Annotated in this window: 25 protein-coding genes and 2 tRNA genes; 23 read left to right on the top strand and 4 right to left on the bottom strand. The window is 36.4% G+C overall.

All coding sequences use genetic code 11. The features are described from left to right. Positions 1-38 precede the first annotated feature (38 nt). Positions 39-224: a PspC domain-containing protein gene (locus AAG068_RS22560; protein WP_000044433.1), complete on the bottom strand. Its 186-nt coding sequence runs from the start codon at positions 222-224 to the stop codon at positions 39-41. A gap of 178 nt (positions 225-402) precedes the next feature. On the opposite strand from AAG068_RS22560, the gene AAG068_RS22555 reads away from it, so the two are divergent. The 6 genes from AAG068_RS22555 to AAG068_RS22530 all read left to right on the top strand — a co-directional run bounded on the left by AAG068_RS22555 (position 403) and on the right by AAG068_RS22530 (position 5511). Then, positions 403-1644 carry an amidohydrolase family protein gene (locus AAG068_RS22555; protein ID WP_342715884.1) on the top strand — a complete coding sequence of 414 codons (1242 nt, stop codon included), beginning with the start codon at positions 403-405 and terminating at the stop codon, positions 1642-1644. 97 nt (positions 1645-1741) lie between these two features. Continuing rightward, positions 1742-3037: a purine/pyrimidine permease gene (locus AAG068_RS22550; RefSeq protein ID WP_342715883.1), complete on the top strand. Its 1296-nt coding sequence runs from the start codon at positions 1742-1744 to the stop codon at positions 3035-3037. A 165-nt stretch (positions 3038-3202) separates the two neighbouring features. Beyond that, positions 3203-3427 carry a spore germination transcription factor GerE gene (gene gerE, locus AAG068_RS22545; protein ID WP_000659484.1) on the top strand — a complete coding sequence of 75 codons (225 nt, stop codon included), beginning with the start codon at positions 3203-3205 and terminating at the stop codon, positions 3425-3427. Positions 3428-3610: 183 nt separating this feature from the next. After that, the gene (locus AAG068_RS22540; protein ID WP_342715882.1) at positions 3611-3898 is read left to right on the top strand and encodes a hypothetical protein; all 288 of its coding nucleotides are present in this window, start codon (positions 3611-3613) and stop codon (positions 3896-3898) included. A gap of 155 nt (positions 3899-4053) precedes the next feature. Next, entirely contained in the window at positions 4054-4716 is a 663-nt protein-coding gene (locus AAG068_RS22535) for a type 1 glutamine amidotransferase domain-containing protein (RefSeq protein WP_342715881.1), read from the top strand. Positions 4717-4872: 156 nt separating this feature from the next. Next, positions 4873-5511: a TetR/AcrR family transcriptional regulator gene (locus AAG068_RS22530; protein ID WP_342715880.1), complete on the top strand. Its 639-nt coding sequence runs from the start codon at positions 4873-4875 to the stop codon at positions 5509-5511. Positions 5512-5554: 43 nt separating this feature from the next. Here AAG068_RS22530 and AAG068_RS22525 read toward each other — a convergent pair whose 3' ends face one another. Further along, on the bottom strand, positions 5555-6244 hold the full coding sequence (locus AAG068_RS22525; RefSeq protein ID WP_342715879.1) for a type 1 glutamine amidotransferase domain-containing protein: 690 nt from the start codon (positions 6242-6244) through the stop codon (positions 5555-5557). Between the two features lie 371 nt (positions 6245-6615). On the opposite strand from AAG068_RS22525, the gene AAG068_RS22520 reads away from it, so the two are divergent. The 8 genes from AAG068_RS22520 to AAG068_RS22485 all read left to right on the top strand — a co-directional run bounded on the left by AAG068_RS22520 (position 6616) and on the right by AAG068_RS22485 (position 12401). After that, the gene (locus AAG068_RS22520) at positions 6616-7941 is read left to right on the top strand and encodes an MFS transporter (RefSeq protein ID WP_342715878.1); all 1326 of its coding nucleotides are present in this window, start codon (positions 6616-6618) and stop codon (positions 7939-7941) included. A 209-nt stretch (positions 7942-8150) separates the two neighbouring features. After that, a complete protein-coding gene (gene racE / locus AAG068_RS22515) occupies positions 8151-8960 on the top strand; it encodes a glutamate racemase (RefSeq protein ID WP_000774000.1) in 810 nt (269 codons plus the stop codon). Positions 8961-9090: 130 nt separating this feature from the next. After that, complete coding sequence (gene gerM, locus AAG068_RS22510) at positions 9091-10140, top strand: spore germination protein GerM (protein ID WP_342715877.1); 1050 nt, start codon at positions 9091-9093, stop codon at positions 10138-10140. 128 nt (positions 10141-10268) lie between these two features. After that, a complete protein-coding gene (rph, locus tag AAG068_RS22505) occupies positions 10269-11006 on the top strand; it encodes a ribonuclease PH (RefSeq protein WP_001261765.1) in 738 nt (245 codons plus the stop codon). 11 nt (positions 11007-11017) lie between these two features. After that, on the top strand, positions 11018-11626 hold the full coding sequence (locus tag AAG068_RS22500) for an XTP/dITP diphosphatase (RefSeq protein WP_000815929.1): 609 nt from the start codon (positions 11018-11020) through the stop codon (positions 11624-11626). Positions 11627-11639: 13 nt separating this feature from the next. After that, positions 11640-12143 carry a metallophosphoesterase gene (locus AAG068_RS22495; RefSeq protein WP_342715876.1) on the top strand — a complete coding sequence of 168 codons (504 nt, stop codon included), beginning with the start codon at positions 11640-11642 and terminating at the stop codon, positions 12141-12143. 109 nt (positions 12144-12252) lie between these two features. Then, positions 12253-12326, top strand: a tRNA-Gly gene (locus tag AAG068_RS22490). 1 nt (position 12327) lies between these two features. Beyond that, a tRNA-Arg gene (locus AAG068_RS22485) sits at positions 12328-12401 on the top strand. A 256-nt stretch (positions 12402-12657) separates the two neighbouring features. On the opposite strand, the gene AAG068_RS22480 is transcribed toward AAG068_RS22485, so the two are convergent. Continuing rightward, positions 12658-12918 carry a DUF6572 domain-containing protein gene (locus AAG068_RS22480; RefSeq protein ID WP_342715875.1) on the bottom strand — a complete coding sequence of 87 codons (261 nt, stop codon included), beginning with the start codon at positions 12916-12918 and terminating at the stop codon, positions 12658-12660. Between the two features lie 182 nt (positions 12919-13100). Here AAG068_RS22480 and AAG068_RS22475 point away from each other — a divergent pair, with 182 nt between their 5' ends. Beyond that, on the top strand, positions 13101-13301 hold the full coding sequence (locus AAG068_RS22475; protein ID WP_000124456.1) for a hypothetical protein: 201 nt from the start codon (positions 13101-13103) through the stop codon (positions 13299-13301). A gap of 85 nt (positions 13302-13386) precedes the next feature. On the opposite strand, the gene AAG068_RS22470 is transcribed toward AAG068_RS22475, so the two are convergent. Continuing rightward, the gene (locus AAG068_RS22470; RefSeq protein WP_000475206.1) at positions 13387-14001 is read right to left on the bottom strand and encodes a PH domain-containing protein; all 615 of its coding nucleotides are present in this window, start codon (positions 13999-14001) and stop codon (positions 13387-13389) included. A 156-nt stretch (positions 14002-14157) separates the two neighbouring features. Here AAG068_RS22470 and AAG068_RS22465 point away from each other — a divergent pair, with 156 nt between their 5' ends. The 8 genes from AAG068_RS22465 to ysxC all read left to right on the top strand — a co-directional run bounded on the left by AAG068_RS22465 (position 14158) and on the right by ysxC (position 24299). Beyond that, the gene (locus tag AAG068_RS22465; RefSeq protein ID WP_342715874.1) at positions 14158-14571 is read left to right on the top strand and encodes a group I intron-associated PD-(D/E)XK endonuclease; all 414 of its coding nucleotides are present in this window, start codon (positions 14158-14160) and stop codon (positions 14569-14571) included. A gap of 287 nt (positions 14572-14858) precedes the next feature. Next, positions 14859-15107 (top strand): hypothetical protein, encoded by a 249-nt coding sequence (locus AAG068_RS22460; RefSeq protein ID WP_001983650.1) that lies wholly within the window; start codon positions 14859-14861, stop codon positions 15105-15107. A gap of 198 nt (positions 15108-15305) precedes the next feature. Continuing rightward, a complete protein-coding gene (locus AAG068_RS22455) occupies positions 15306-16304 on the top strand; it encodes a hypothetical protein (protein ID WP_342715872.1) in 999 nt (332 codons plus the stop codon). A gap of 309 nt (positions 16305-16613) precedes the next feature. After that, positions 16614-17891: a trigger factor gene (gene tig / locus AAG068_RS22450; RefSeq protein ID WP_000729253.1), complete on the top strand. Its 1278-nt coding sequence runs from the start codon at positions 16614-16616 to the stop codon at positions 17889-17891. A gap of 264 nt (positions 17892-18155) precedes the next feature. Next, positions 18156-19415, top strand: coding sequence for an ATP-dependent protease ATP-binding subunit ClpX (gene clpX / locus AAG068_RS22445; RefSeq protein ID WP_000472282.1), 1260 nt, complete (start codon positions 18156-18158; stop codon positions 19413-19415). A gap of 106 nt (positions 19416-19521) precedes the next feature. Continuing rightward, positions 19522-21192, top strand: coding sequence for an ATP-dependent protease LonB (gene lonB, locus AAG068_RS22440; protein WP_342715871.1), 1671 nt, complete (start codon positions 19522-19524; stop codon positions 21190-21192). Positions 21193-21375: 183 nt separating this feature from the next. Continuing rightward, on the top strand, positions 21376-23706 hold the full coding sequence (gene lon / locus AAG068_RS22435; RefSeq protein ID WP_342715870.1) for an endopeptidase La: 2331 nt from the start codon (positions 21376-21378) through the stop codon (positions 23704-23706). Beyond that, on the top strand, positions 23703-24299 hold the full coding sequence (gene ysxC / locus AAG068_RS22430) for a ribosome biogenesis GTP-binding protein YsxC (RefSeq protein WP_048531469.1): 597 nt from the start codon (positions 23703-23705) through the stop codon (positions 24297-24299). Before lon ends, ysxC begins: the two co-directional genes overlap by 4 nt. Positions 24300-24312 lie beyond the last annotated feature (13 nt).

The raw sequence follows: 24312 nt of genomic DNA, 5'->3' as shown, positions 1-24312 counted from the left end.
GATTTTTTTTATTTCGATTAAGTATATGCAGGATGCCACTAGTACGAACGTGGCATAAGTAATAAACAAATGAAATAAACTAAAAAACCAGTCCCAAAACATAAAACAGCAATGACCCAAAGTATGCGAATGAGGGTAGAGCTAATATCAAAGTATTCTCCTAAACCACCGCATATACCAAATAGCATTTTATCAGTTTCGGATTTATATAACCTTTTTGACATCTTCCAATCGACTCCTTTTTAGCAAACTCTACACTTCTATTCTATATGGAAATTTATGAGAAGACTATGAGGTTGTATGACATTTTTTTAGGAAACAGCCATATTAATTGTCTTAATTTTCAGTGGACATTAAAATTATATCATGAGGTGATTTTTAATAAAGGGTGGGGGAATAGAGATGACGGTATATTGGTTGACCAATGTAATGCTTGAATCAGGGTATACATATGAAGAGGGTAGAATTTCCCAAACAGAAACAGAGGTATGTAGTTTACTCATTGAAGATGGAAGAATTAAAAAAATGATAACAGGGGCTGTTCAAGAGGAAGGAGTATCAATTTTTGATGCCAATCGTTTATTACTGTTGCCTGCTTTCGAAGAGATGCATATTCACATTGATAAAACATATTATAGTGGTCCTTGGAAAGCTTGTATGCCAGCAGAAAGTATTTTTACACGTTTTAATGAAGAAGAGGAAATTTTACCGAAGCAATTAGCGACTGCTCAAGATAGGGCGGAAAATATGCTAGCGTTATTGCTTCAAAATGGTGCAACGAGTATAAGAACGCATTGTAATGTTGATCCAATTATTGGACTTGGTAATTTGGAGGCGACGTTAGCCGCGTTGGAAACATATAAAAATCAAGTTTCTGGTAGAATCGTTGCTTTTCCGCAACATGGATTATTACGCAGTAATTCTGTGCAACTCGTGAAAGATGCGATGCGGATGGGCGCGCATCTAGTCGGTGGTGTGGACCCAGCTACAGTGGATAATGATATTGAAAAATCATTACATACCATTATGGATATCGCAGTAGAATTTAATGCGGATGTTGATATTCATCTGCATGACGCGAATAATCTTGGAACTTTTACGATGAAGAGGTTGGCGAGTTTAACAGAGGAAGCGGGTTGGCAAGGTCGCGTAACAATTAGTCATGCGCTTGGACTTGGTGGTGTTACAGATAAAGAAGCTGAAGAAGTGGCGGAAAGACTAGCTGCTTTACATATTGATATTACTTCAACAGTACCAATTGGGAAACAAGTAATCCCAATTCCGTTATTAGATAAAAAAGGTGTGAAAGTTTCATTAGGAAATGATAGTATTACAGATCATTGGTCACCGTTTGGAACAGGTGACATGCTGCAAAAGGCAAATCGATTAGCCGAACGTTTTGGATGGAGTGACGAAAGGTCTTTAGGAAAAGCACTTCGCTTTATTACGGGAGGAAAAGAAACGTTAAACAGTGAAGGGAAGCGAGCTTGGCCGAATGTAGGAGATGAAGCGAGTTTTGTTTTGACGAATGCAACATGCGTCGCTGAAGCAGTAGCACGTCAAACAGAGAAGCATTTAGTTGTGCATAAAGGAAATATTGTTGTTGGAAGTTTAAGTGAGGTTAAATTAAATAATCTTGTGTAAAAGAATCGTTTACATGTTTTGAGGAGGGTTCTAATTGTGAGTGTAGAACCTTTCTTTTTTATGCTTACAACATATTTTTATAGGAAAGCTAGAAGGGATGAAAAGTTTGGACAATCAACATAATCAAAATCATATTATGGGAACTTTGCAATGGTCTATATTTTTATTGGCGAATTCAATCGCATTACCAATTGTCGTTGGCGGATTATTTCATCTTACGACGGAAGAAATATTTTATTTAATGCAGCGTACATTTTTTGTAGTTGGTATATCATCTTTTTTACAAGGGTGGATTGGGCATAGACTGCCAATTGCGGACGGACCAGCTGGATCTTGGGTTGGCGTATTTACCGTACTTGCTTACGCAACTGTCGGGCAAGATCAATTACAGAGTACATTGCAAATTTTAGAATTGGGAATGATAATTTCTGGTGTTATTTTAATAGGGTTAGGGGTAACTGGTTTTATCGGACGTATTTTATTTTTGTTTACGCCGCTTGTGACAGGGACGTTTTTACTTTTATTATGCTTACAATTAAGCGGTGTATTTTTAAAAGGAATGCTAGGAATTACTGCTACTGTTTCTCAAATCGATGGATTTACAGCGGTAATTGCGTTTAGCATATTTCTTTTCGTTATTATACTATCTAACTTCGGAAAAGGTTTTGTCAAAAGTTATGCAGTTTTAATAGGATTAATTAGTGGGTGGATTCTCTTTCTCATTGCAGGAAAAGTGACGATCCCAGCTCAAGTAACTCATTTTGTGCAACTTCCGCAAATATTTGCTTGGGGACTTCCAAAGTGGCATACAGGTATGGCTGTATCGAGTTTCGTTATGGTATGTATTTTAGTTTCAAATACAGTGGCGGCGATTATAGCAATTAATCAAGCTACTATTCAAAAAGGGACTATTGAGCAGAAACAGTTGAAGGATGGTACGTGGGTTGGAGGGATTTCACATATCATTTCTTCTATATTTTCAACTGTAGGTGTCGTGCCGTTACCAGCAACGGCAGGATTTATACGTTTAACGAAACAAAAGTATATACGCTCGTTCTTACTAGCGTGTATGTTATTAGTCGTAATGTCGCTGTTTCCAAGTATTATTCGTTACTTAGCATCTTTACCATCGGCCGTCGCATCTGCGGTTTTAATGGCTTCGTTTGTACAGCTAATTGGAATTGGATTTCATAATATAAAACAAGTGCCAATGAGCGAAAGAAATGTAACGATTTTAGGAGTTGCTGTATTATTTGGAAGCGGTGTTATGTTTTTACCGTCTGGAGCGCTCCAATCCTTACCGTCTGTTATACAATATATATTTGGAAATGGTTTGTTCGTAGGTACCGTTGTTAGCATTTTACTAGAACAAATATGGCGTACTGAAAAGTGAGTGGATACAAGGAGGGTCTGCACTGTATAAAAGTCTAAAATAACATGTGAAATAAAGCCCATTTTCATTCACCACCCGCACATTTCGTTCATACAATATCTTGACTAAATAAACACCCAACTTACACATACACAGCTCTGGCTTAAGCAAGGAGGGTTATACCAGTTGAAGGAAAAAGCGTATCAATCTAAACCTTTACTCACAAAGAGAGAGAGAGAAGTATTTGAATTACTGGTTCAAGATAAAACAACGAAGGAAATTGCAGGTGAACTTTTTATCAGTGAAAAGACAGTTCGCAACCACATCTCAAACGCAATGCAAAAGCTAGGGGTTAAAGGACGTTCACAAGCAGTTGTTGAGCTTCTTCGCATGGGAGAGCTCGAACTATAAAAAGAAAGCCGACTTATATAAAGAGTCGGCTATTTTTTTGCTTATATTTTGAATTTAAAAAGGTATCTTACACTTTGAAAGGGAAGATATGTTTCAGGAAGAAATATTAAAATAACTGTTTTAGAACATGATGAGGTATTCAGGATAGGTATTTTTGTCATTTGTAAATAAGAAGGTGCACATATGAAGTTGTACTTTAAGGATATGGAGATAGGTGAAATTAAAGGTGTTTTTGGAGACATGCCATGGATGTATGGAACAATTCGTCTATTCGAGAATAGTAAACCGTTCCAAAAATATTTTCGTGAGATGGTAGACGAAGATAGTGTATTTGATTTTGAAAGTATAGACTCTGAATTTTCATATGAAGAAAATTGGTCTATTTTTGATGAGGATGATCAGCGGTATTTAGGGATTAATATACCTGCTATTCATATGGAGGAAAACACGATCGCGTGGCGCTGGAGATAAAGTTATCAGGTTGTGAACATCTTTGTATGGAAGAATTCAAGCGAGAACAATAAGCAGACTTTTATAAAAAAGGTCAGCTAGTTGTTCTCGTTTTTTCCGCTTGCTATATGAATGATAAGAACACTCCATACATAAATAGGTAGTAAGGAGGGGATATGTTGAAAAGGATATTGTTAGTTTCAACAAGCGCTCATGATATGAATGGACACCCGACTGGTTTGTGGCTGGAAGAGCTCGCAGCTCCTTATCATGTATTTAAAAAGGCTAAGTTCGATGTTGATATTGTGTCGATACAGGGCGGTAAAGTACCTATTGATAGAGTTTCTATTCCGAACGGTATACCTCGTGAATGTAAGCATGTTGCTTCTTTGTTGCAAAATACGAAGCCGATCTCAACGGTTCATTTTTCAGATTATGATGCGGTTTTATTTGGTGGTGGACACGGGGCGATTGTAGATTTTCCAGGTGATTCATATGTTGCAAATTTAATTGTGAATATGTACAACAATCACCGGATTGTAGCGGCTGTGTGTCACGGAGTAAGTTCTTTAGTCGGTGTGAAAAATAAAGATGGCTCGTTTTTTGTTGCCGGTAAGCGCATAACAGGTTATACAAATGATGAGGAAAAAGCTGTACATTTAGAAAAGCGAGTGCCGTTTTTATTAGAAAGTAAATTGAAAGAAGAGGGGGCTTTGTTTTATGTGGCTCCAAATTTCACGCCGCACGTCGTAGTAGATGAGCGTTTAATTACAGGGCAAAATCCGCAGTCTAGTATGGAAATAGGGAAAGCTATAAGAAGAGCTATCAATAAACGATAGAAAAAGTGCTCGCTACTCATAAAGATAGCGGGCACTTTTTCTATCGTATAAATGACCACTTAAACTAAAAAGATGTATTGAGTATAGTGACTTCATTTATAATTAATCGTGAATTTGTTATACTATTTTGTATGGACAAAAGGGGAGGCTCTGTTAATGAGAAAAGTTGCGTGCGCAAACACCTATATTAATAAAATAAAGCCTGTTATTAGAAAAACGAGTTTTAGCCAATTGAAAATAGATGAAATTGCGAAATATATGGATATTAGTAAAGCTACTTTATATAAACGTTTTTCTTCAAAAGATGAGATTATTGAAGCTGTGGTAGAAGATTTTATGAACTACCTTCTTGAAGGAGATGCGGATAATCAGGATGAAAGTATGTCTTTTGCAGAACGTTTCCAAAAGACATTCATTCACTCTTTAAAATGTGTGACATATATTTCTGATGTCTTTTTACAAGATTTGAAAGAGGCATATCCGCGCTTATCTGATCAGTTAGTCGCTGCACAACAAAATCGTAATCATAATTTGCAAATGTTTTTTGAAGCAGGTATGGAACAAGGCTACTTTAATAAAATGAACGCACAATTATTTATGGTGCAAGATGATGTGATGTTAAGACGTATTATAGATCATTCTTTTTGTATTCAGTACGATATTACGTTAAAGAAAGCGATACTTGATTTTTATCAACTAAAGAAGTATCAACTTTTTAAACCAGAGTATATAGAAGCAATTGATGATTCGGAAATTGAAAAAGAAGTTATTGCTATTTTGCAAATGATTTCGTAAAAAAGCAGGTTTTCCTATAGTAATGGAAAACCTGCTTTTTTTATTACATGTTATTTTTTATGTGTTGTAATACTAATTCAGCTACTGAACCACCTGAAGCTGGGTTTTGACCAGTTATAACGCGATTATCTTCTACAGCAAAAGCTTCCCAAGGTTGCGCAGCTTTTTCGTAAAGCCCTCCATTTTTAATGAGTTCATCTTCTGTTAAAAATGGAACGAATTGATCTAATTCAGCTAGTTTCTCTTCTTCATTTGAGAATCCTGTTACTTTTTTGCCTCTAATTAAACGTTCTCCATTACTTAATGTGATATGAAATAAACCAGCAGCTCCGTGACAAACAGAGGAAACAATTCCGCCATTTTCATAAATGTTGCGGCTAATCATTTGGAGTTCTTTATTTTCTGGGAAGTCCCAAATTACACCGTGACCGCCTGCGTAATAAATAACAGTGTAGTCTTCTGGGTTCACTTCACTCGGTTTCATTGTAGAACCGAGACGATTCATAAATTCTTTCTTTTGATACCATTCCCAATCGATGCTCTCCGCCATTGCTAAACTATGCGGATCAATCGGTGTATAGCCACCTTGTGGACTAACATAATCTACTTCATAACCAGCCTCTTCAACTTTTTTGACGAAATGGACAGCTTCACCAAGCCAAAGGCCAGTAGCTCGATTTAAATTTGGATATTTTTCTACGCTCGTTAATACGACTAACATTTTTTTCTTCATCATAATCCTCCTGTAATGTTTCTTCTATATAAAAGTTTTCTATTTATTTGGTTTTATTAAGTTAGAAATTGCAAACTTGAATAACCATGTCAGTCCTCCTTATATCGGATTCGAAATTAGTGTATAACAATTTTTGAACAAAGTAAACTAAAAACACAAAATTAGTTTACTTTGTATATTTTCTCATTGACAAACTGTAATGCTGAAACTATGATAGTTCCATGAATATCGAACAACGTACATGTTTTGTTTCGAATTCAATTTGTCGCGCGATGAATATATACATTTGATGAAGTTGTTTAGTCGTAATAGAGGAGCTAAACAACTTTATTTTTCATTTACAGTTACTACAATTAGGAGAGGTGTTACACATGGGAAAAGATATAAGTAACCATTCAAAATGGTTTGTTTTCACATTATGTTTTATCGTTTTATTAGGACCGATGAATGCGGTTTTATTTAATGTAGCGTTAGAGGATATGGCTCATGATTTATCCATTAGCCAATCGAGAGTAAGTTGGGTTGTAGTAGGCTATTCCTTAGTTGTCGGTATTGGTTCGATGATCTATGGGAAGCTGGCTGATCGTTATAGCGTAAAAAAACTATTAATTATTTCAATTATCATATTTGCAGCAGGTTCTATTATTGGATTTATGAATCAATCTTATGCGATTACTATTCTTGCAAGGTTAGTGCAGGCGAGTGGGGGCGCGGCGTTTATTGCGCTTAGTATGATTGCAGTGGCAAAGTTAGTTGTTCCTGCTAAGAAGCCTGGTGCATTAGCGATGATTAGTTCTTCTATTGCATTGGCGATAGGTATTGGGCCTTTAGTTGGCGGGGCAATTACAAATACATTAGGGTGGCCGTATTTATTTTTATTTATGGTTATTTCAGTAGTTGGGATTTTTCTGCTTATGAAATTTATGCCAGAAGAAGCGCAACATACGGATGAAGCGTTTTATTTTGATTACACTGGAGCGGCGTTATTATTTGCATTCATTACGACTGTTTTATTAGGTGTAAATATTAATAGTTGGCTATTTGTGTTATCGGTTGCTTTCTTATTTTTATTTATGGTTCGTATGAAGAACACGGAGCATCCATTTATTGATATTGAGTTGTTTACAAATAAACCATTTCTTCGTTTAATAGCGGTCGGATTTATAATGAATGTGGCGTTATGTGCTAGTTTATTATTATTACCATTACTGTTAGGAAGAGAGCATGGATTGTCTCCATTTGTTATTGGAATTGCATTGTTTGTTGCATCACTCTTTGGTATTGTATCTAGTTTTATTACCGGGAAGATTGTCCCTTCGTTTGGAAATGTGAACATGATTTATGTAGCGTCTGTCATTATGATCGTTGGCTTTTTAATTTTAGGGCTTATTCCGAATGGGAACTTAATAGTTAGTTTAGTAGCGATTATTTTAACGTTTATAAGTTATTCAGCCATTCAAGTATCAGTAAATACATTTATACCGAAAACATTACACCCAGCTAAAGTTGGAGTCGGTCTTGGTTTATATAATTTAATTAACTTTTTCGGTATGGCATTTGGACCAGCTGTAGCGAGCAAAATTATGGAATCTACAAATAGTTATCGTTTGAATTTTATGTTAATCGTCATGTTAATTTCTGCTCATTTCTTCTTATTAATTGGAATGTCTTCTTTCCAAAAAAAGATGGAGCAATAAATACGCGCTTTATATAGAAGAAACCGACTTTCATATAGAAGGTCGGTTATTTTTCTATCTTGCAAATTATGAAAAAAAGGAGCAAAATAAAAAAGTCCTAGTCTATACAGGTACAAATGAAAATTTTCATACAGAAGCAGTTTAAGTGAGCGAACTTAAAGTGTGTAAAATATAATGATAAAATAAGATGATGAATGAGAAAACGGGTGATGAAGTTGAATAGAGCAATCGGTGTTATCGATTCAGGAGTTGGTGGTTTAACAGTAGCGAAGGAATTAATTCGTCAGTTGCCGAAAGAGCGCATTATATATTTAGGGGATACAGCACGTTGCCCTTATGGTCCGCGTTCTCGAGAAGAAGTGCGTCAATTTACGTGGGAAATGACGGAGCACTTACTAGATTTAAATATCAAAATGTTAGTTATTGCGTGTAATACAGCAACTGCGGTTGTATTAGAAGAGATGCAGAAACAATTACCAATTCCAGTGGTAGGAGTTATTCACCCAGGATCACGTACAGCTTTAAAAGTGACAAACACGTATCATGTTGGGATTATTGGAACAATTGGAACGGTGAAAAGTGGTGCATACGAAGAGGCGTTAAAGTCTATTAATAACCGTGTTATGGTAGAAAGCTTAGCGTGTCCGCCTTTCGTTGAGCTTGTAGAGAGTGGCAATTTTGAAAGTGAAATGGCATATGAAGTTGTAAGAGAAACGTTGCAACCGCTGAAAAATACTGATATTGATACACTTATTTTAGGTTGTACACATTATCCAATTTTAGGTCCTGTTATTAAAAAAGTAATGGGAGATAAAGTACAACTAATTAGTTCAGGTGATGAAACAGCGCGTGAAGTAAGTACAATTTTATATCATAGTAAAATGTTGAATGAGGGAGAGGAACAAAGTGATCATCTCTTCTTAACAACAGGAAAAATAGGTCTATTTAAAGAAATTGCATCAAAATGGTTCGGTCAACCGATTGAAAATGTGAAACATATTCATTTAGAAAAAGAATAATAGTAGTATTCATATAAGTGAACTCCTGAGAAATCAGGAGTTTTTTGTTTGTAAGAAGCACAGCTTGTTCTAAAACATGAAACAGCTCGTATACATAATAGTACAAACTTAGATTTTAGGGGGGAATGGCATGCCTAAATCCACTTTTAAATGGGTTGTTGGTGCTACTGTGAGTGCTGTTTTACTAACAGGGTGTGGCTTTATAAATCAAGAGAAAGCAACAGAAGAAATTGATCCGCCAAAACAAGTTACGTATACAGAGGGTGGCAAGAAAGAAGTATCTAAGAAAGATAAGCAAGGACAAATGGTGAATAGAGAACTATACCTTGTTGATAAAAATGGCTATGTTGTACCACAAACGTTAGCTATACCTACTCCGAAAGCAAATGAGGTTATTCAGCAAACGTTAGAGTACCTTGTGAAAGATGGGCCGGTAACAAATTTATTACCGAATGGGTTCCGTGCAGTCATTCCAGCGAATACATCGATGACCCTAGATTTGAAAAAAGATGGGACGGCAGTCATTGATTTCTCTAAAGAAATGAAAAACTATGCAAAAGAAGAAGAGCGTCAAATCGTTGAGTCAATAGCGTGGACGTTGACACAATTTAAAGAAGTAAAACAAGTGCAGTTCCAAATAAATGGTGAGAAACTGGCGAAGATGCCTGTTGGTGGTACACCACTTGGTGAAGGGGTGAGCCGTGCTAACGGTATTAACTTCGATGATGAACAAGTAGCAGATGTAACAAATACAAAACCAGTAACACTTTATTTTATGGCACAAAATAATAATAAACAGCAATACTATGTACCAGTAACACGCCGCGTTGTAGAAGGAAAAGAAAATGATTATGCAGCAATTGTAGATGAACTTGTAAAAGGGCCGATTCATCAATCTCTTCTGAACGATTTCAATCCAGGAGTTAAGCTGATTACGAATCCGAAATTACAGGATGGAAATCTTACATTAAACTTTAATGAAACTATATTTATAAACCCAGATAAAAATATGATTTCAAATTACGTATTGAAGTCATTAGTTTTATCTTTAACAGAAAAGAAAGGTGTGAAAAGTGTTTCTATTGAAGTAAATGGTAAAGCAAATCTTATAGATGAAAAGGGCGGAAAGTTAATAAAACCTGTAGATCGTCCAGAAAACGTGAATACAGGTAGTTTTTAATCGCCAATAATTTGATATACTTAAGTAAGAAAGGGGAATTGCTTTTTGGGTTCTCCTTCTTTTATTGTATACATATCATACATTTAAATTTGGCTATACTAACAAGTAGTTATGAGGAGGTTATTTTTATGCGAGTAGATGGTAGAGAGAAAACAGAATTACGCCATATACATATTCATACGAATTATTTAAAACATCCAGAGGGGTCAGTATTAATTGAGGTTGGGGATACAAAGGTAATTTGCTCAGCGACAATTGAAGAGCGTGTCCCGCCTTTTATGCGTGGAGAAGGAAAGGGCTGGGTAACAGCTGAATACGCGATGATTCCACGTGCGACAGAACAACGTACAATTAGGGAGTCAAGTAAAGGGAAAGTAACAGGACGTACAATGGAAATCCAACGTTTAATTGGACGAGCATTACGAGCGGTAGTTGACTTAGAAGCACTTGGTGAGAGAACGGTTTGGATTGATTGTGATGTTATTCAAGCGGATGGTGGAACGAGAACAGCTTCTATTACAGGTGCATATGTAGCAATGGTATTAGCGTTTGAGAAGTTATTACAAGCAGAAAAAGTATCTAAAATTCCAGTGAAAGATTATTTAGCAGCGACGTCAGTAGGAATTGTTGAAGAGCAAGGTGTTGTTTTAGATTTAAACTATGCAGAAGATTCTAAAGCAGACGTTGATATGAACGTAATTATGACTGGAAAAGGTCAGTTTGTTGAAGTACAAGGAACTGGAGAAGAAGCGACGTTTAGCAGAGCGCAGTTAAATGAATTACTTGATGCTGCAGAACAAGGTATTTTCCAACTGATTGACATGCAAAAAGAAGCGTTAGGCGACATCGTATCTCATATAGAGTAGAGGTGGAAAGTATGAAACAAGTTGTTGTAGCGACAAAAAATATGGGGAAAGTACGTGAATTTGCCGAGTTATTTGAGCGATTTGATTTAGAAGTAAAATCATTACACGATTTTCCTCATATTGAAGAAGTCGAAGAAACTGGTGAAACATTTGAAGAAAATGCGATTTTAAAAGCGGACAGTCTGAGCAAACAGCTGAATGCAATCGTAATTGCGGATGATTCAGGTCTTATTGTAGATGCTTTAAATGGAAAGCCAGGCGTGTATTCAGCTCGTTTTGCTGGAGAGCCAAAAGATGATCAAGCGAATATTGATAAAGTTTTACAAGAATTAAATGAAATACCATTTGATAAGCGTAAAGCTCGCTTCTACTGTGCATTAGCAGTGGCTTTCCCTGAAGGTGATAAAAAGCCTGTCATTGTAAACGGGACGTGCGAAGGATATATTTTAGAGCAGCGCCGCGGGGAAAACGGTTTTGGATATGACCCGATTTTTTATGTGGAAGAATATAAAAAAGCGATGGCGGAACTAAGTTCAGATGAGAAGAATGCCATTAGCCACCGTGGACGTGCTCTTCGTAAATTAGAAGAAAAAATCCCGGAATGGTTTTTAGGAGAATAAGGGAGAGAGATTGATGAAAGCTTTAATCGTAAGCGATAGTCATAGCTCTGTGAAGGAATTACAGCAGTTAAAAGAGAAATATGAAGGGAAAGTAGATATCATGATTCATTGTGGTGATTCGGAGCTAACGCCTGCTCATGAAGAGCTGCAAGGTTTCCATGTTGTAAAAGGGAATTGTGATTATGCTAACTTTCAAGATGAAATTGTAACTGATGTAGAAGGCATTCGTTTCGTAGTTGTGCACGGGCATCGTCATAACGTGAAAATGACATTGCAAACATTAGCGTACCGTGCAGAAGAGGTAGGAGCGCAAGTTGCATGCTTCGGACACTCTCACGTATTAGGTGCGGAATTAATCGACGGCGTTTTATTTATTAACCCAGGCAGTGTTTTATTACCGCGTCAGCGTGTAGAAAAGACATTTGCTTTATTAGAAATGGATGAAAATCAAATGGAAGTTCGTTTTGAAACATTAGACGGACAACTAGTTGAACAAGCAGTTTTTAAAAGAGGATAAGAAAATTTATCCTCTTTTAAAAAAGGTGTTGACTTTATGTATGGATATACATATAATAAATATTGTCGATAGGGCAACAGCGCTAACGAAGAAAAATAAAATAACATATGCGGGTGTAGTTTAGTGGTAAAACAAGAGCCTTCCAAGCTCTGGTCGAGAGTTCGATTCTCTTCACCCGCTCCATGTCCCAGTAGCTCAGCCGGATAGAGCATACGCCTTCTAAGCGTACGGTCGGGAGTTCGAATCTCTCCTGGGACGCTAACAAAACCTTGTTATCTTGTGAAAACAAGGTTTTTTGTTTGTCTACAAATTGATGTATGTGCAAGAGGTGTAAAAATATTATAACGGGATATATGATAATGAGTATATGTAACAGATTAAAGTGCATTAAAAAGAGCGCTTAAAAACGCTCCTTGCTAGTCAGTTATATTATTTGTTTGTTCAGGCTCATCAAATGGTTTATGCACGTATTGAAAACCGTATCCAGCTTCAACGAGAACCTCATCAACCTTTTCTAAAAATTCTTTGCCCCATTCAGTAAAAGATATTTCCCGAATATCTTAATAACAAAACCATACCCTTTTACTTCAGGATACCTTTCGTAAACCTCGTCACTTTCTATAAAGCTCAAATACAAATTGATTTTTTCTTGCAGTAACTCAATATGTTTTTCTTCATTAGTCCAGTCTAATTCATCAGTAATGACTAAATAGGCTATTTTTTCTTCTTGATTGTAGCCCATAAAATCAACTTTTTCTAATTCGTATAAAGACATAAGTACACCTCTTATCTATTGTTTTCTTCTATTCTAGTACGATTGAGCAGCAGTTATCGAAACTTATCCCCGACAGTGTGTTACAATTAATAGAAGCGGAAAACGAGAATCTCCAATTGACTGGACCTGTGATTGGTTAGACAGTTTAAGAAGGTTGTATAAAAAAGGGAGATGGCGCAAAGATGGCGAGATCAAATGAGAACGATTTAACGGAGAAATTGGCAGAAGGTCACCGAAAATATGGTGATGGCAACTTTACAGTACAGAACATCGGTGATGAAACTAACCCGGATTGGACTATCGTAAAAAATGTGAGGAAGGGATCGGCAGGCATTCGCGAAGAGGAAGATATATTAAGACTGCGATCAAAATATATAAAATAGTACGGAAATGGGCGGAGTGGGAGCTCGAATTTCTCCTGGGACGCTAAGAAACCCTTGTTATCTTTTGATAACAAGGGTTTCGTGTTTAGTTATTAATAAACTTCTCAAACACAAAACCATAATCTTTCACATTATATTGTTTTTTCGTATCAACGAGCCAGTTAAAAGCGATTTCGTTCATTTCTTTAAACTGTTCTGCTAAATTTACTTGTGCGTTTGAAATGCGGCTGAAAGCGTTAGAGGCCATATCTAAACTTTTATGTGCATACTGCAATGTAATATCGTTGTCGTATGAGATTTCTTCTATTTTAAGTAAAGCTTTATATAAATCTTTTAATTCTTCAATATGTTTTTTATGAACATCAATTGAATAATGCTCATCGCCCATTTGGAACTTAATTTCTACATCTAAATCAATCGTTCCCGCAGTTTCAAGCGCTACGTTTTTAATTTGATATTTACTATAGCTAAAGCGGCGTAGTGTACGTTTTTTACTTGTCGCACTTGTACCATCTAGATGGAGTAATCCTTTGTTTGTGAAGCAATACTCATCTGATTTCGATTTAATGAGAAAGTAAATTTTCTCCCCATCTTCATGCATCACGTAATCATCAGCATCGACCTTATCGTAATCTTTCGGTGTAATGACAGAACCTACATCACTTAATCCCAAAACATCAGCAGCCACTTTTTTGAACATATATAATCCCCCTTGTAAATTAAATTCTTAATTGTACAAAAATATATTAACATGATTTTAACAAAGAATTTTCTTTTAATGAAAAAATATTGGGAGGTAAGTTAAGAAAAGTAACGAATGTTATTTTAAAAATATGTAAAAAGGTGCTGAGAAAAAGTGTACCATCATACAAAAACAAAGGGGGATTTAGCTGTTTTAAAGGCGCAAGTTGATTTGTATGAAAAAGGATATATGATTTTAATACCACAAACAGAGCATTCTCCGTTTGATCTTGTAGTGTACAAAGATGGATTGTTTAAGAGAGTGCAAGTGAAATATAGAGAATTAAATGCGAAGGGAATTCTTGAAGTTAGATTTCGTTCTAGTTATTCTACGGCAAGCGGAGTCGCTACAAAAGAAGTGAATAAAGAAGAAATAGATGTCTATTGTGTATATTGTCCTCAAACGGATTCTTGTTATTATTTTAATCCCAAATTATTTAGTAAATCTATTAGTTTAAGATTGGATTTTCCGGAAAATAACCAAGAGAAAAAAGTTAATTTTGCAAGTGATTATAGAGAAATTCCATGAAGTCCCCTCAAGTGATATAAGTTGTTTTTTATACCTTTTTTGAAATCTTACAATTCTGTAAGGTAACTGTAAGGAAGTTCGATGGTAACAAATTGCTAATCCTCTATAATGAAGGTAACAACGATAAAACGAGGAGGAAGAAATGATGAAGGGATTAATCGTAACGGGTTTAACAGTTGCATTTGGATTTGTAGCGTATGAGAAATTAACGTATGTAGTTGATGTTGTAAAACATTTAATCGCTTAGTAAAAAACTGCCATGAGAGGGAAAGGGAATGAGTTAATGAATGGAATGGTTATTTGGAATTATAGGTACTTGTAGTGTAGTGTTATTGTTCTTTGTCCCAAGTGGTATACTTAGTTCGACAACGAGTTTGTTCTTCTTAAGTTTGTTTGCTTGTACGATGCTTATTATTATGTTTTTAATGAAGCGAAGTAAACCAATCTTCTATTTTAGCATGATTGTTATGGCAATTATTGTTCTCCAAATTATTACCCTTGTTATATACCCCACTATTATAAAAGCTTTCCATTAATGATAAATCCTCTGCTTTCATTGCTGAGGGTTTTTTATTAGCATATTTTTAATTTTGAGTAGGGATTTGCTTGTATTGAAATGAAAAAAATAAATATTTATATATTTCAAACAAAGGGTTTTGGGATGTTGTGTTCTCATTACTCATTTGATATATTTACTTTAAAGATAATTAAAATCTAGAAAAAGAGGCGGACGTATGGATAAAAAAGAAAATACGGTCGTATTGTTTCCGCAGCTATCAGAGCGATATATTGATGAAGGTTTTTTAGCGCTGAAAGAGCGGAAATTCGAAGATGCATTGCGCTGCTTTGAAATATTACGTCAGTATAATGCAGAAACGGAACAAACGGAACTCGCTTCTGTTATTTGTTTGTTGGAATTAAAACATATGGAAGAAGCGAAAGACAAATGTGAACAGTTACTTGAAACGGGAGCTGTATTATTTGGTGATATTCTTGAAACATATGTAACGATTTTAGTTCAAACAAATGATTATGAAGGTGTCATTGAAACCGTTGAAAAAGTGTTGCAAACGAAAGATGTAATGCCTGAGCAAAAGGAAAAATTAGCACAGCTCGCTTTATTTGCAGAAGGTATGTTAAATGAAGTAGATACGTCACTAGTCGATTCGAATTTTGAATTAGATGAGTTTACTAATGAAATGTTTGGAGAAAACTTTGGACAAAAGCTAAGAGCAATTCAGCAACTTTCATTAAAAGACTTGGATCTTGCATTACCTATTTTAAAGAAATTTTTAATAGATGAAAAACAGCACCCTTATTTGAAAACTTCTATTTTGTATAAAATGATAGAAAATCAAATAGAAGAAGAGATAGAGGTAGAAAAGTTTGGGAATACGATCAAGGTAATTCCAGCATTTACAGGTCATAATGAGGAGCAATCCAATAACATTATACATACATTATCAAGTCGATTAGAACAAAAGTATCCTGATATATTTGATGCGATGGTTACATATTGGAAAGAATTGCAAATTAGCGTTTTCCCATTCGCTCTATTAATGGATAAGGTGGAGATTTGGGCTGCTGTTTTAGAGAGGATTGGAAGAAAGCGTTTCGGATTGCCTATTGATGAAGAAGAGCTTATGACAGCGTATAATATTGAATTAGAAGAGTTTCATATTGCCTATCAATGGTTATTACGTGTTGAAAGAGAAGGATATTTGCCCGTATAATTATGAAAAAGAATCGTTCGGTTCTTGAAACGAGCATATTCTATGTTATAATGTAAGGGTTGCAAAAGGCAGAAATCTGTCTGTTTGTAAGAGAAGAGAAGTGTAATTCTCTTACTTAATATGTTTCATATTATTCTCGAACAAAATATACCGTAGTTGTCTTTTAGGCAATTAGTAGATTGGAACATTATATCTGAAAGCTTTTGCTAGAGGATTATTTGTACTTTTGTTATTTCAAAAAAGAGATAATGAAGATCTTAATCTATAGAGGTATGTGCATACATTATTATAGTTGGAGGGAAAGAATAAATGGCTGCAAAATGGGAAAAATTAGAAGGTAACGTAGGCGTTTTAACAATCGAAGTTGATGCTAAAGAAGTAAACAACTCTATCGACGCTGCGTTCAAAAAAGTAGTAAAAACAATCAACGTACCAGGTTTCCGTAAAGGGAAAATGCCTCGTCCGTTATTCGAACAACGCTTTGGTATCGAATCTTTATACCAAGATGCTTTAGATATCATCTTACCAAAAGCATACGGTGAAGCGATCGATGAAGCTGGTATCTTCCCAGTTGCTCATCCTGAAATCGACATCGAGAAATTCGAAAAAAATGCTAACCTTATCTTCACTGCAAAAGTAACAGTGAAACCTGAAGTTAAATTAGGTGAGTACAAAGGTTTAGCAGTAGAAAAAGTTGAAACAACTGTAACTGACGAAGATGTAGAGAACGAATTAAAATCTTTACAAGAGCGTCAAGCTGAACTAGTTGTTAAAGAAGAAGGAACTGTTGAAAACGGTGATACAGCTGTAATCGACTTCGAAGGTTTCGTTGATGGCGAAGCATTTGAAGGTGGAAAAGGCGAAAACTACTCTCTAGCAATCGGTTCTGGTACATTCATCCCAGGTTTCGAAGAGCAAGTAATTGGTCTTAAATCTGGTGAGTCTAAAGACGTTGAAGTATCATTCCCAGAAGAGTACCATGCTGCTGAATTAGCTGGCAAACCAGCAACATTCAAAGTAACAGTTCATGAAATCAAAACAAAAGAACTTCCTGAGTTAAACGACGAGTTCGCTAAAGAAGCTGACGAAGCGGTTGCAACTCTTGATGAATTAAAAGCAAAACTTCGTACAAACTTAGAAGAAGGCAAAAAGCACGAAGCTGAGCACAAAGTACGTGACGAAGTAGTAGAATTAGCTGCTGCTAACGCTGAAATCGACATTCCAGAAGCTATGATCGACACTGAGTTAGATCGTATGGTTCGTGAATTCGAGCAACGTTTAAGCCAACAAGGTATGAACCTTGAGCTTTACTACCAATTCACAGGTACTGATGCTGACAAGTTAAAAGAGCAAATGAAAGAAGACGCTCAAAAACGCGTACGAATCAACCTTGTTCTTGAAGCTATCATTGAAGCTGAAAACATCGAAGTTACTGAAGAAGAAGTAACTGCAGAAGTTGAAAAAATGGCTGAAATGTACGGTATGCCAGTAGACGCTATCAAGCAAGCTCTTGGAAGCGTAGACGCTTTAGCTGAAGATCTTAAAGTTCGTAAAGCTGTAGACTTCTTAGTAGAAAACGCTGCATAATAAAATAACAAGGCGCGATTTTAATCGTGCCTTGTTTTATAAATATAGAAATATATTTATAAAACTTTTCGATGAAGAAGGAAAACTTCCTTAATGAGTCGAATATACATATTTCAAAAGTTTTAAAAACTTTTTATTTGTACATAACTAGTCATATTATTTGTATTTCTCGCCACGTAGTGACATAATATGTATTTACATACGATACATTTATCGTGTACATACGAAGGCAAGAGGTTAGCACTTTGTAAGGGGTGTGAAAATATGTTTAAATTTAATGATGAAAAAGGGCAATTAAAATGTTCTTTTTGTGGTAAAACACAAACGCAAGTTCGAAAGTTAGTTGCAGGTCCAGGTGTTTACATTTGTGACGAGTGTATCGAACTTTGTACTGAAATTGTACAAGAGGAGCTTGCGAAAGACGAAGAAGTAGAATTCAAAGATGTACCGAAACCGGTAGAAATTCGTGAAATCTTAGATGAGTATGTCATCGGACAAGATAACGCGAAGAAAGCACTAGCGGTAGCGGTATATAACCATTACAAACGCATTAATTCTAACAGCAAAATTGATGATGTAGAATTAGCGAAGAGTAATATCGCACTTATCGGGCCAACAGGTAGTGGTAAAACATTACTGGCACAAACGTTAGCGCGTATTTTAAATGTTCCATTTGCAATCGCGGACGCAACATCTTTAACTGAAGCTGGATATGTTGGGGAAGATGTAGAAAACATCTTACTAAAATTAATCCAAGCAGCTGATTATGATGTAGAGAAAGCGGAAAAAGGAATCATTTATATTGATGAGATTGATAAAGTGGCACGTAAGTCCGAAAATCCATCAATTACACGTGATGTATCTGGTGAAGGTGTGCAGCAGGCACTTCTGAAAATTTTAGAAGGTACTGTAGCGAGCGTTCCACCTCAAGGTGGTCGTAAGCATCCGCACCAAGAGTTTATTCAAATTGATACAACGAATATCTTATTCATCTGTGGTGGAGCGTTTGATGGCATCGAGCCAATTATTAAACGTCGTCTTGGTGAAAAAGTAATTGGCTTTGGTTCTGAGAAGAAAAATGCTGATGTAAATGAGAAGCATGTTTTATCTCACGTATTACCAGAGGACCTTTTAAGATTTGGTTTAATTCCAGAGTTTATCGGTCGTCTTCCAGTTATTGCGAACCTAGAGCCACTTGATGAAGATGCTCTTGTTGATATTTTAACGAAACCGAAAAATGCACTTGTTAAGCAATTCCAAAAACTATTGGAGCTTGACGATGTTGAGTTAGAGTTTGAAGAAGGTGCACTAATTGAAATTGCGAAAAAAGCAATTGAACGTAAAACAGGTGCTCGTGGACTTCGTTCTATTATTGAAGGCTTAATGCTTGAGGTAATGTTCGAGCTACCATCTCGCAAAGATATCGAGAAGTGTATTCTTACAAAAGAAACAGTAGCTGATAATGCAGCGCCGAAATTGGTGTTACAAGACGGTACTGTACTTGATACAAAAACATCTGCATAATGCGAAGGAGAAACAGCAATTTTTATAATTGCTGTTTTTCTTTATGTTTAGCTATGTTCCTCCGCGGAAATACTAAGAGATAAAACATTGCGGGAGGAAATAAATGATGAGCTGGACAAATATATTTTTACTTGTTCAACTTGTTTTTGGTGTAATTGTCGGATTGTATTTTTGGCATTTACTTCGAAATCAGCGAACACAAAAAGTTTCAATTGATCGAGAATCAAAAAAAGAATTAGAACAGCTTCGTAAAATGCGTGAGATTTCTTTAACAGAGCCGCTTGCGGAAAAGGTGCGTCCTACATCCTTTTTAGATATTGTAGGGCAAGAGGACGGGATTAAGTCGTTAAAAGCGGCTCTTTGTGGTCCGAACCCGCAACATGTGATTATATATGGTCCGCCAGGTGTCGGAAAGACAGCGGCAGCACGTCTTGTATTAGAAGAAGCGAAACGAAATCCAAAATCTCCATTTCGCACAAATGCAACATTTATTGAACTGGATGCGACGACAGCAAGGTTTGATGAACGTGGTATTGCAGACCCTTTAATCGGTTCTGTACATGATCCAATTTATCAAGGTGCCGGTGCGATGGGGCAAGCGGGTATTCCACAACCGAAAAAAGGTGCGGTAACAGATGCACATGGCGGTATTTTGTTTATTGATGAGATAGGTGAACTACATCCGATTCAAATGAATAAAATGTTAAAAGTACTAGAAGATCGGAAAGTGTTTTTGGAAAGTGCATACTACAGTGAAGAGAATACGATGATTCCAACGTATATACATGACATTTTTCAAAAAGGTTTACCAGCCGATTTTCGCTTAGTTGGGGCGACGACACGTTCGCCAGAGGAGATTCCTCCTGCTATTCGGTCGCGTTGTTTAGAAGTGTTCTTTCGTGAGTTAGATACAGAAGAAATTCAAAAAGTAGCGAAGAATGCAGCTGACAAAGTGGAAATGCAAATCGGTGAAAATGGTATTGAAATGGTTGGGATGTATGCGAGAAATGGGCGAGAAGCAATTAATCTTGTACAAATCTCTGCAGGAATGGCAATAAATGAAGAACGCCCATTCATTAAAGATGAAGATATAGAGTGGGTTGTTCACTCTAGTCAACTTACACCGAAGTACGAAAAGCGCATTTATCCTATTCCGAGAATCGGTCTTGTAAATGGACTTGCTGTATACGGACCAAATACAGGTGCATTATTAGAAATTGAAGTAACAGCAATCAAGGCAAAAGATAAAGGATCGGTAAATGTTACCGGAATTGTTGAAGAGGAAAGTATTGGAAGTCAAACGAAATCAATTCGCCGTAAAAGTATGGCGAAAGGTTCTGTAGATAATGTATTAACAGTACTTCGTTCTCTAGATGTATTGCCAGAAGGGTACGATATACATATTAATTTTCCGGGTGGTATACCGATTGATGGGCCTTCGGCAGGTATTGCGATGGCAACAGGTGTGTATTCAGCAGTGCATCGTACGTATGTGAATAATGAAGTAGCGATGACAGGTGAGATTAGTATACACGGGGAAGTGAAACCTATTGGTGGTGTGTACGCGAAAATAAAAGCTGCGAAAAAGGCGGGAGCTAAGAAAGTTATCATTCCTGCTGAAAACATGCAACCGTTTTTGTATACAATAAAAGGAATTGAAATCATTCCTGTTCGTAAGTTAAAAGAAGTATTTGAGCTAACATTTATGCAAGAAAATATACATCGAGAGCTTGATATACATACTGCTGTGGACGAGACAGATGCACAATCAATGTGAGAATGTACGATAATAAAATTTGCCAGACTTCGTTTAAGTTTGTATGCTTAAGCGGAGTCTTTTTCCTTTTTATAAAGGAGAAAAAACGTGGGATTTACAATTGCGGAAAATCTCTGCAATTGCATCTAGATGTATTGTAATATAAAATAGTTGAACAGGAGTTTAATTTATTATGGAGGTGCTATGTCTAGTATGAATACGAATGAAAGAATCGTGCCCCTCCTACCATTAAGAGGCGTTCTCGTATATCCAACGATGGTTCTGCATCTTGATGTAGGACGTGATAAATCGATACAAGCACTAGAGCAGGCGGCAATGGATGAAAATATTATCTTTTTAGCAATGCAAAAAGAAATGAATATCGATGATCCGAAAGAAGATGACATATATAGTGTAGGTACAGTGGCGAAAGTGAAGCAAATGTTAAAATTGCCGAACGGTACGCTTCGTGTCCTTGTAGAAGGTTTACATAGAGCAGAAGTAGTAGAATTTATCGAAGAAGAAAATGTAGTACAAGTTTCTATTAAAACGGTAACGGAAGAAGTGGAAGCTGATTTAGAAGAGAAAGCTCTTATGCGTACATTATTAGAGCATTTCGAACAATATATTAAAGTTTCGAAAAAAGTTTCAAATGAAACATTTGCAACGGTAGCTGATGTAGAAGAGCCAGGAAGATTAGCTGACTTAATTGCTTCTCACTTACCAATTAAAACGAAGCAGAAACAAGAGATTTTAGAAATTATATCTGTGAAAGAACGATTACATACACTTATTTCAATTATTCAAGATGAACAAGAATTACTTAGTTTAGAAAAGAAAATTGGACAAAAAGTGAAACGTTCAATGGAGCGCACGCAAAAAGAATATTTCTTACGTGAGCAAATGAAGGCGATTCAAACTGAACTTGGCGATAAAGAAGGTAAGGGCGGGGAAGTTGAAGAGCTTCGTGAGAAAATTGAACAGTCGGGAATGCCTGAAGAAACAATGAAGGCTGCACTGAAAGAATTAGATCGTTATGAAAAGTTACCAGCAAGTTCTGCGGAGAGCGGTGTAATTCGCAATTATATTGATTGGTTATTAGCACTTCCGTGGACAGAAGCAACAGAAGATATGATTGATCTTGCTCATTCGGAAGAGATTTTAAACAAAGATCATTACGGTCTTGAGAAAGTGAAAGAGCGCGTACTTGAGTATTTAGCGGTACAGAAGTTAACGAATTCATTAAAAGGACCTATCCTTTGTTTAGTAGGCCCTCCTGGGGTCGGAAAAACTTCGTTAGCGCGTTCAATTGCAACATCATTAAATCGTAATTTTGTCCGTGTATCCCTTGGTGGTGTACGTGATGAATCTGAAATTCGTGGTCATCGCCGTACGTACGTTGGAGCAATGCCAGGACGCATTATTCAAGGTATGAAAAAGGCGAAATCAGTTAATCCGGTCTTCTTATTAGATGAGATTGATAAAATGTCTAACGATTTCCGTGGAGATCCATCAGCAGCATTACTTGAAGTGTTAGATCCAGAACAAAACCATAACTTCAGTGATCATTATATTGAAGAACCATATGATCTATCGAAAGTTATGTTTGTAGCAACTGCGAATACACTTTCAAGTATTCCAGGTCCATTGCTTGACCGTATGGAAATTATTTCGATTGCCGGTTATACTGAACTTGAAAAAGTACACATTGCTCGTGAACATTTATTGCCGAAACAATTAAAAGAGCATGGCTTACGAAAAGGTAATTTACAAGTCCGTGATGAAGCGCTTCTTGAAATTATTCGTTATTATACACGTGAGGCTGGTGTTCGTACACTAGAGCGCCAAATCGCAAAAGTTTGTCGTAAAGCAGCAAAAATTATCGTTACAGCAGAGCGCAAGCGTATTGTAGTAACAGAGAAAAATGTTGTTGATTTACTTGGCAAGCACATATTCCGTTATGGGCAAGCTGAGAAAACAGACCAAGTTGGTATGGCAACAGGGTTAGCGTATACAGCAGCGGGTGGCGATACACTTGCGATTGAAGTGTCTGTAGCACCAGGTAAAGGGAAATTAATTTTAACAGGGAAACTTGGGGATGTTATGAAAGAATCCGCACAAGCAGCGTTTAGCTATATTCGTTCTCGTGCAGAAGAGCTTAAGATTGATCCGAATTTCCATGAGAAAAATGATATTCATATTCATGTTCCAGAAGGAGCAGTTCCAAAAGATGGACCGTCAGCAGGTATTACGATGGCAACGGCACTTATTTCCGCACTAACAGGTATTCCTGTAAGTAAAGAAGTAGGGATGACAGGTGAAATTACACTTCGTGGTCGTGTATTACCGATTGGTGGTTTAAAAGAAAAAACATTAAGTGCTCACCGCGCAGGCTTAACAAAAATTATTTTGCCAGCAGAAAACGAGAAAGATTTAGATGATATTCCAGAAAGCGTAAAAGAAAACCTTACGTTTGTGCTTGCATCTCATTTAGATGAAGTATTGGAGCACGCATTAGTAGGAGTGAAACAATGAAAGTAACAAAAGCAGATATTGTAATTAGTGCTGTTAAACCAGAACAATATCCAGACAGTGATTTACCGGAAATTGCATTAGCAGGTCGTTCAAATGTCGGGAAGTCTTCCTTTATTAATAAAATTTTAAATCGTAAAAAGTTAGTTCGTATTTCTTCTAAACCAGGAAAAACGCAAACGTTAAACTTTTTCTTAATCAATGAAATGATGCATTTTGTTGACGTTCCAGGTTATGGATATGCGAAAGTATCTAAATCAGAACGCGCAGCATGGGGCAAGATGATTGAAACTTACTTTACAACGCGTGAACAATTGGACGCAGCTGTATTAGTAGTTGATTTACGTCACAAACCAACAAGCGATGACGTGATGATGTATGATTTCTTAAAGCATTATGAAATCCCAACAATTATTATTGCGACGAAAGCCGATAAAATTCCGAAAGGGAAATGGCAGAAGCATTTAAAAGTTGTAAAAGAAACGCTTGCTGTTGAAATTGGCGATGAAATTGTTCTATTCTCTTCTGAAACAGGACTTGGAAAAGAAGAAGCGTGGAAGGCTATTCATAAAATGACAAAAACAAAAAACGCGTGACGAATGTCGCGCG

The organism is Bacillus paramycoides (assembly GCF_038971285.1).
GTDB lineage: Bacteria > Bacillota > Bacilli > Bacillales > Bacillaceae_G > Bacillus_A.
Note: the sequence above shows the minus strand (reverse complement) of the source record. Positions and strands in the feature narration are given on the sequence as shown.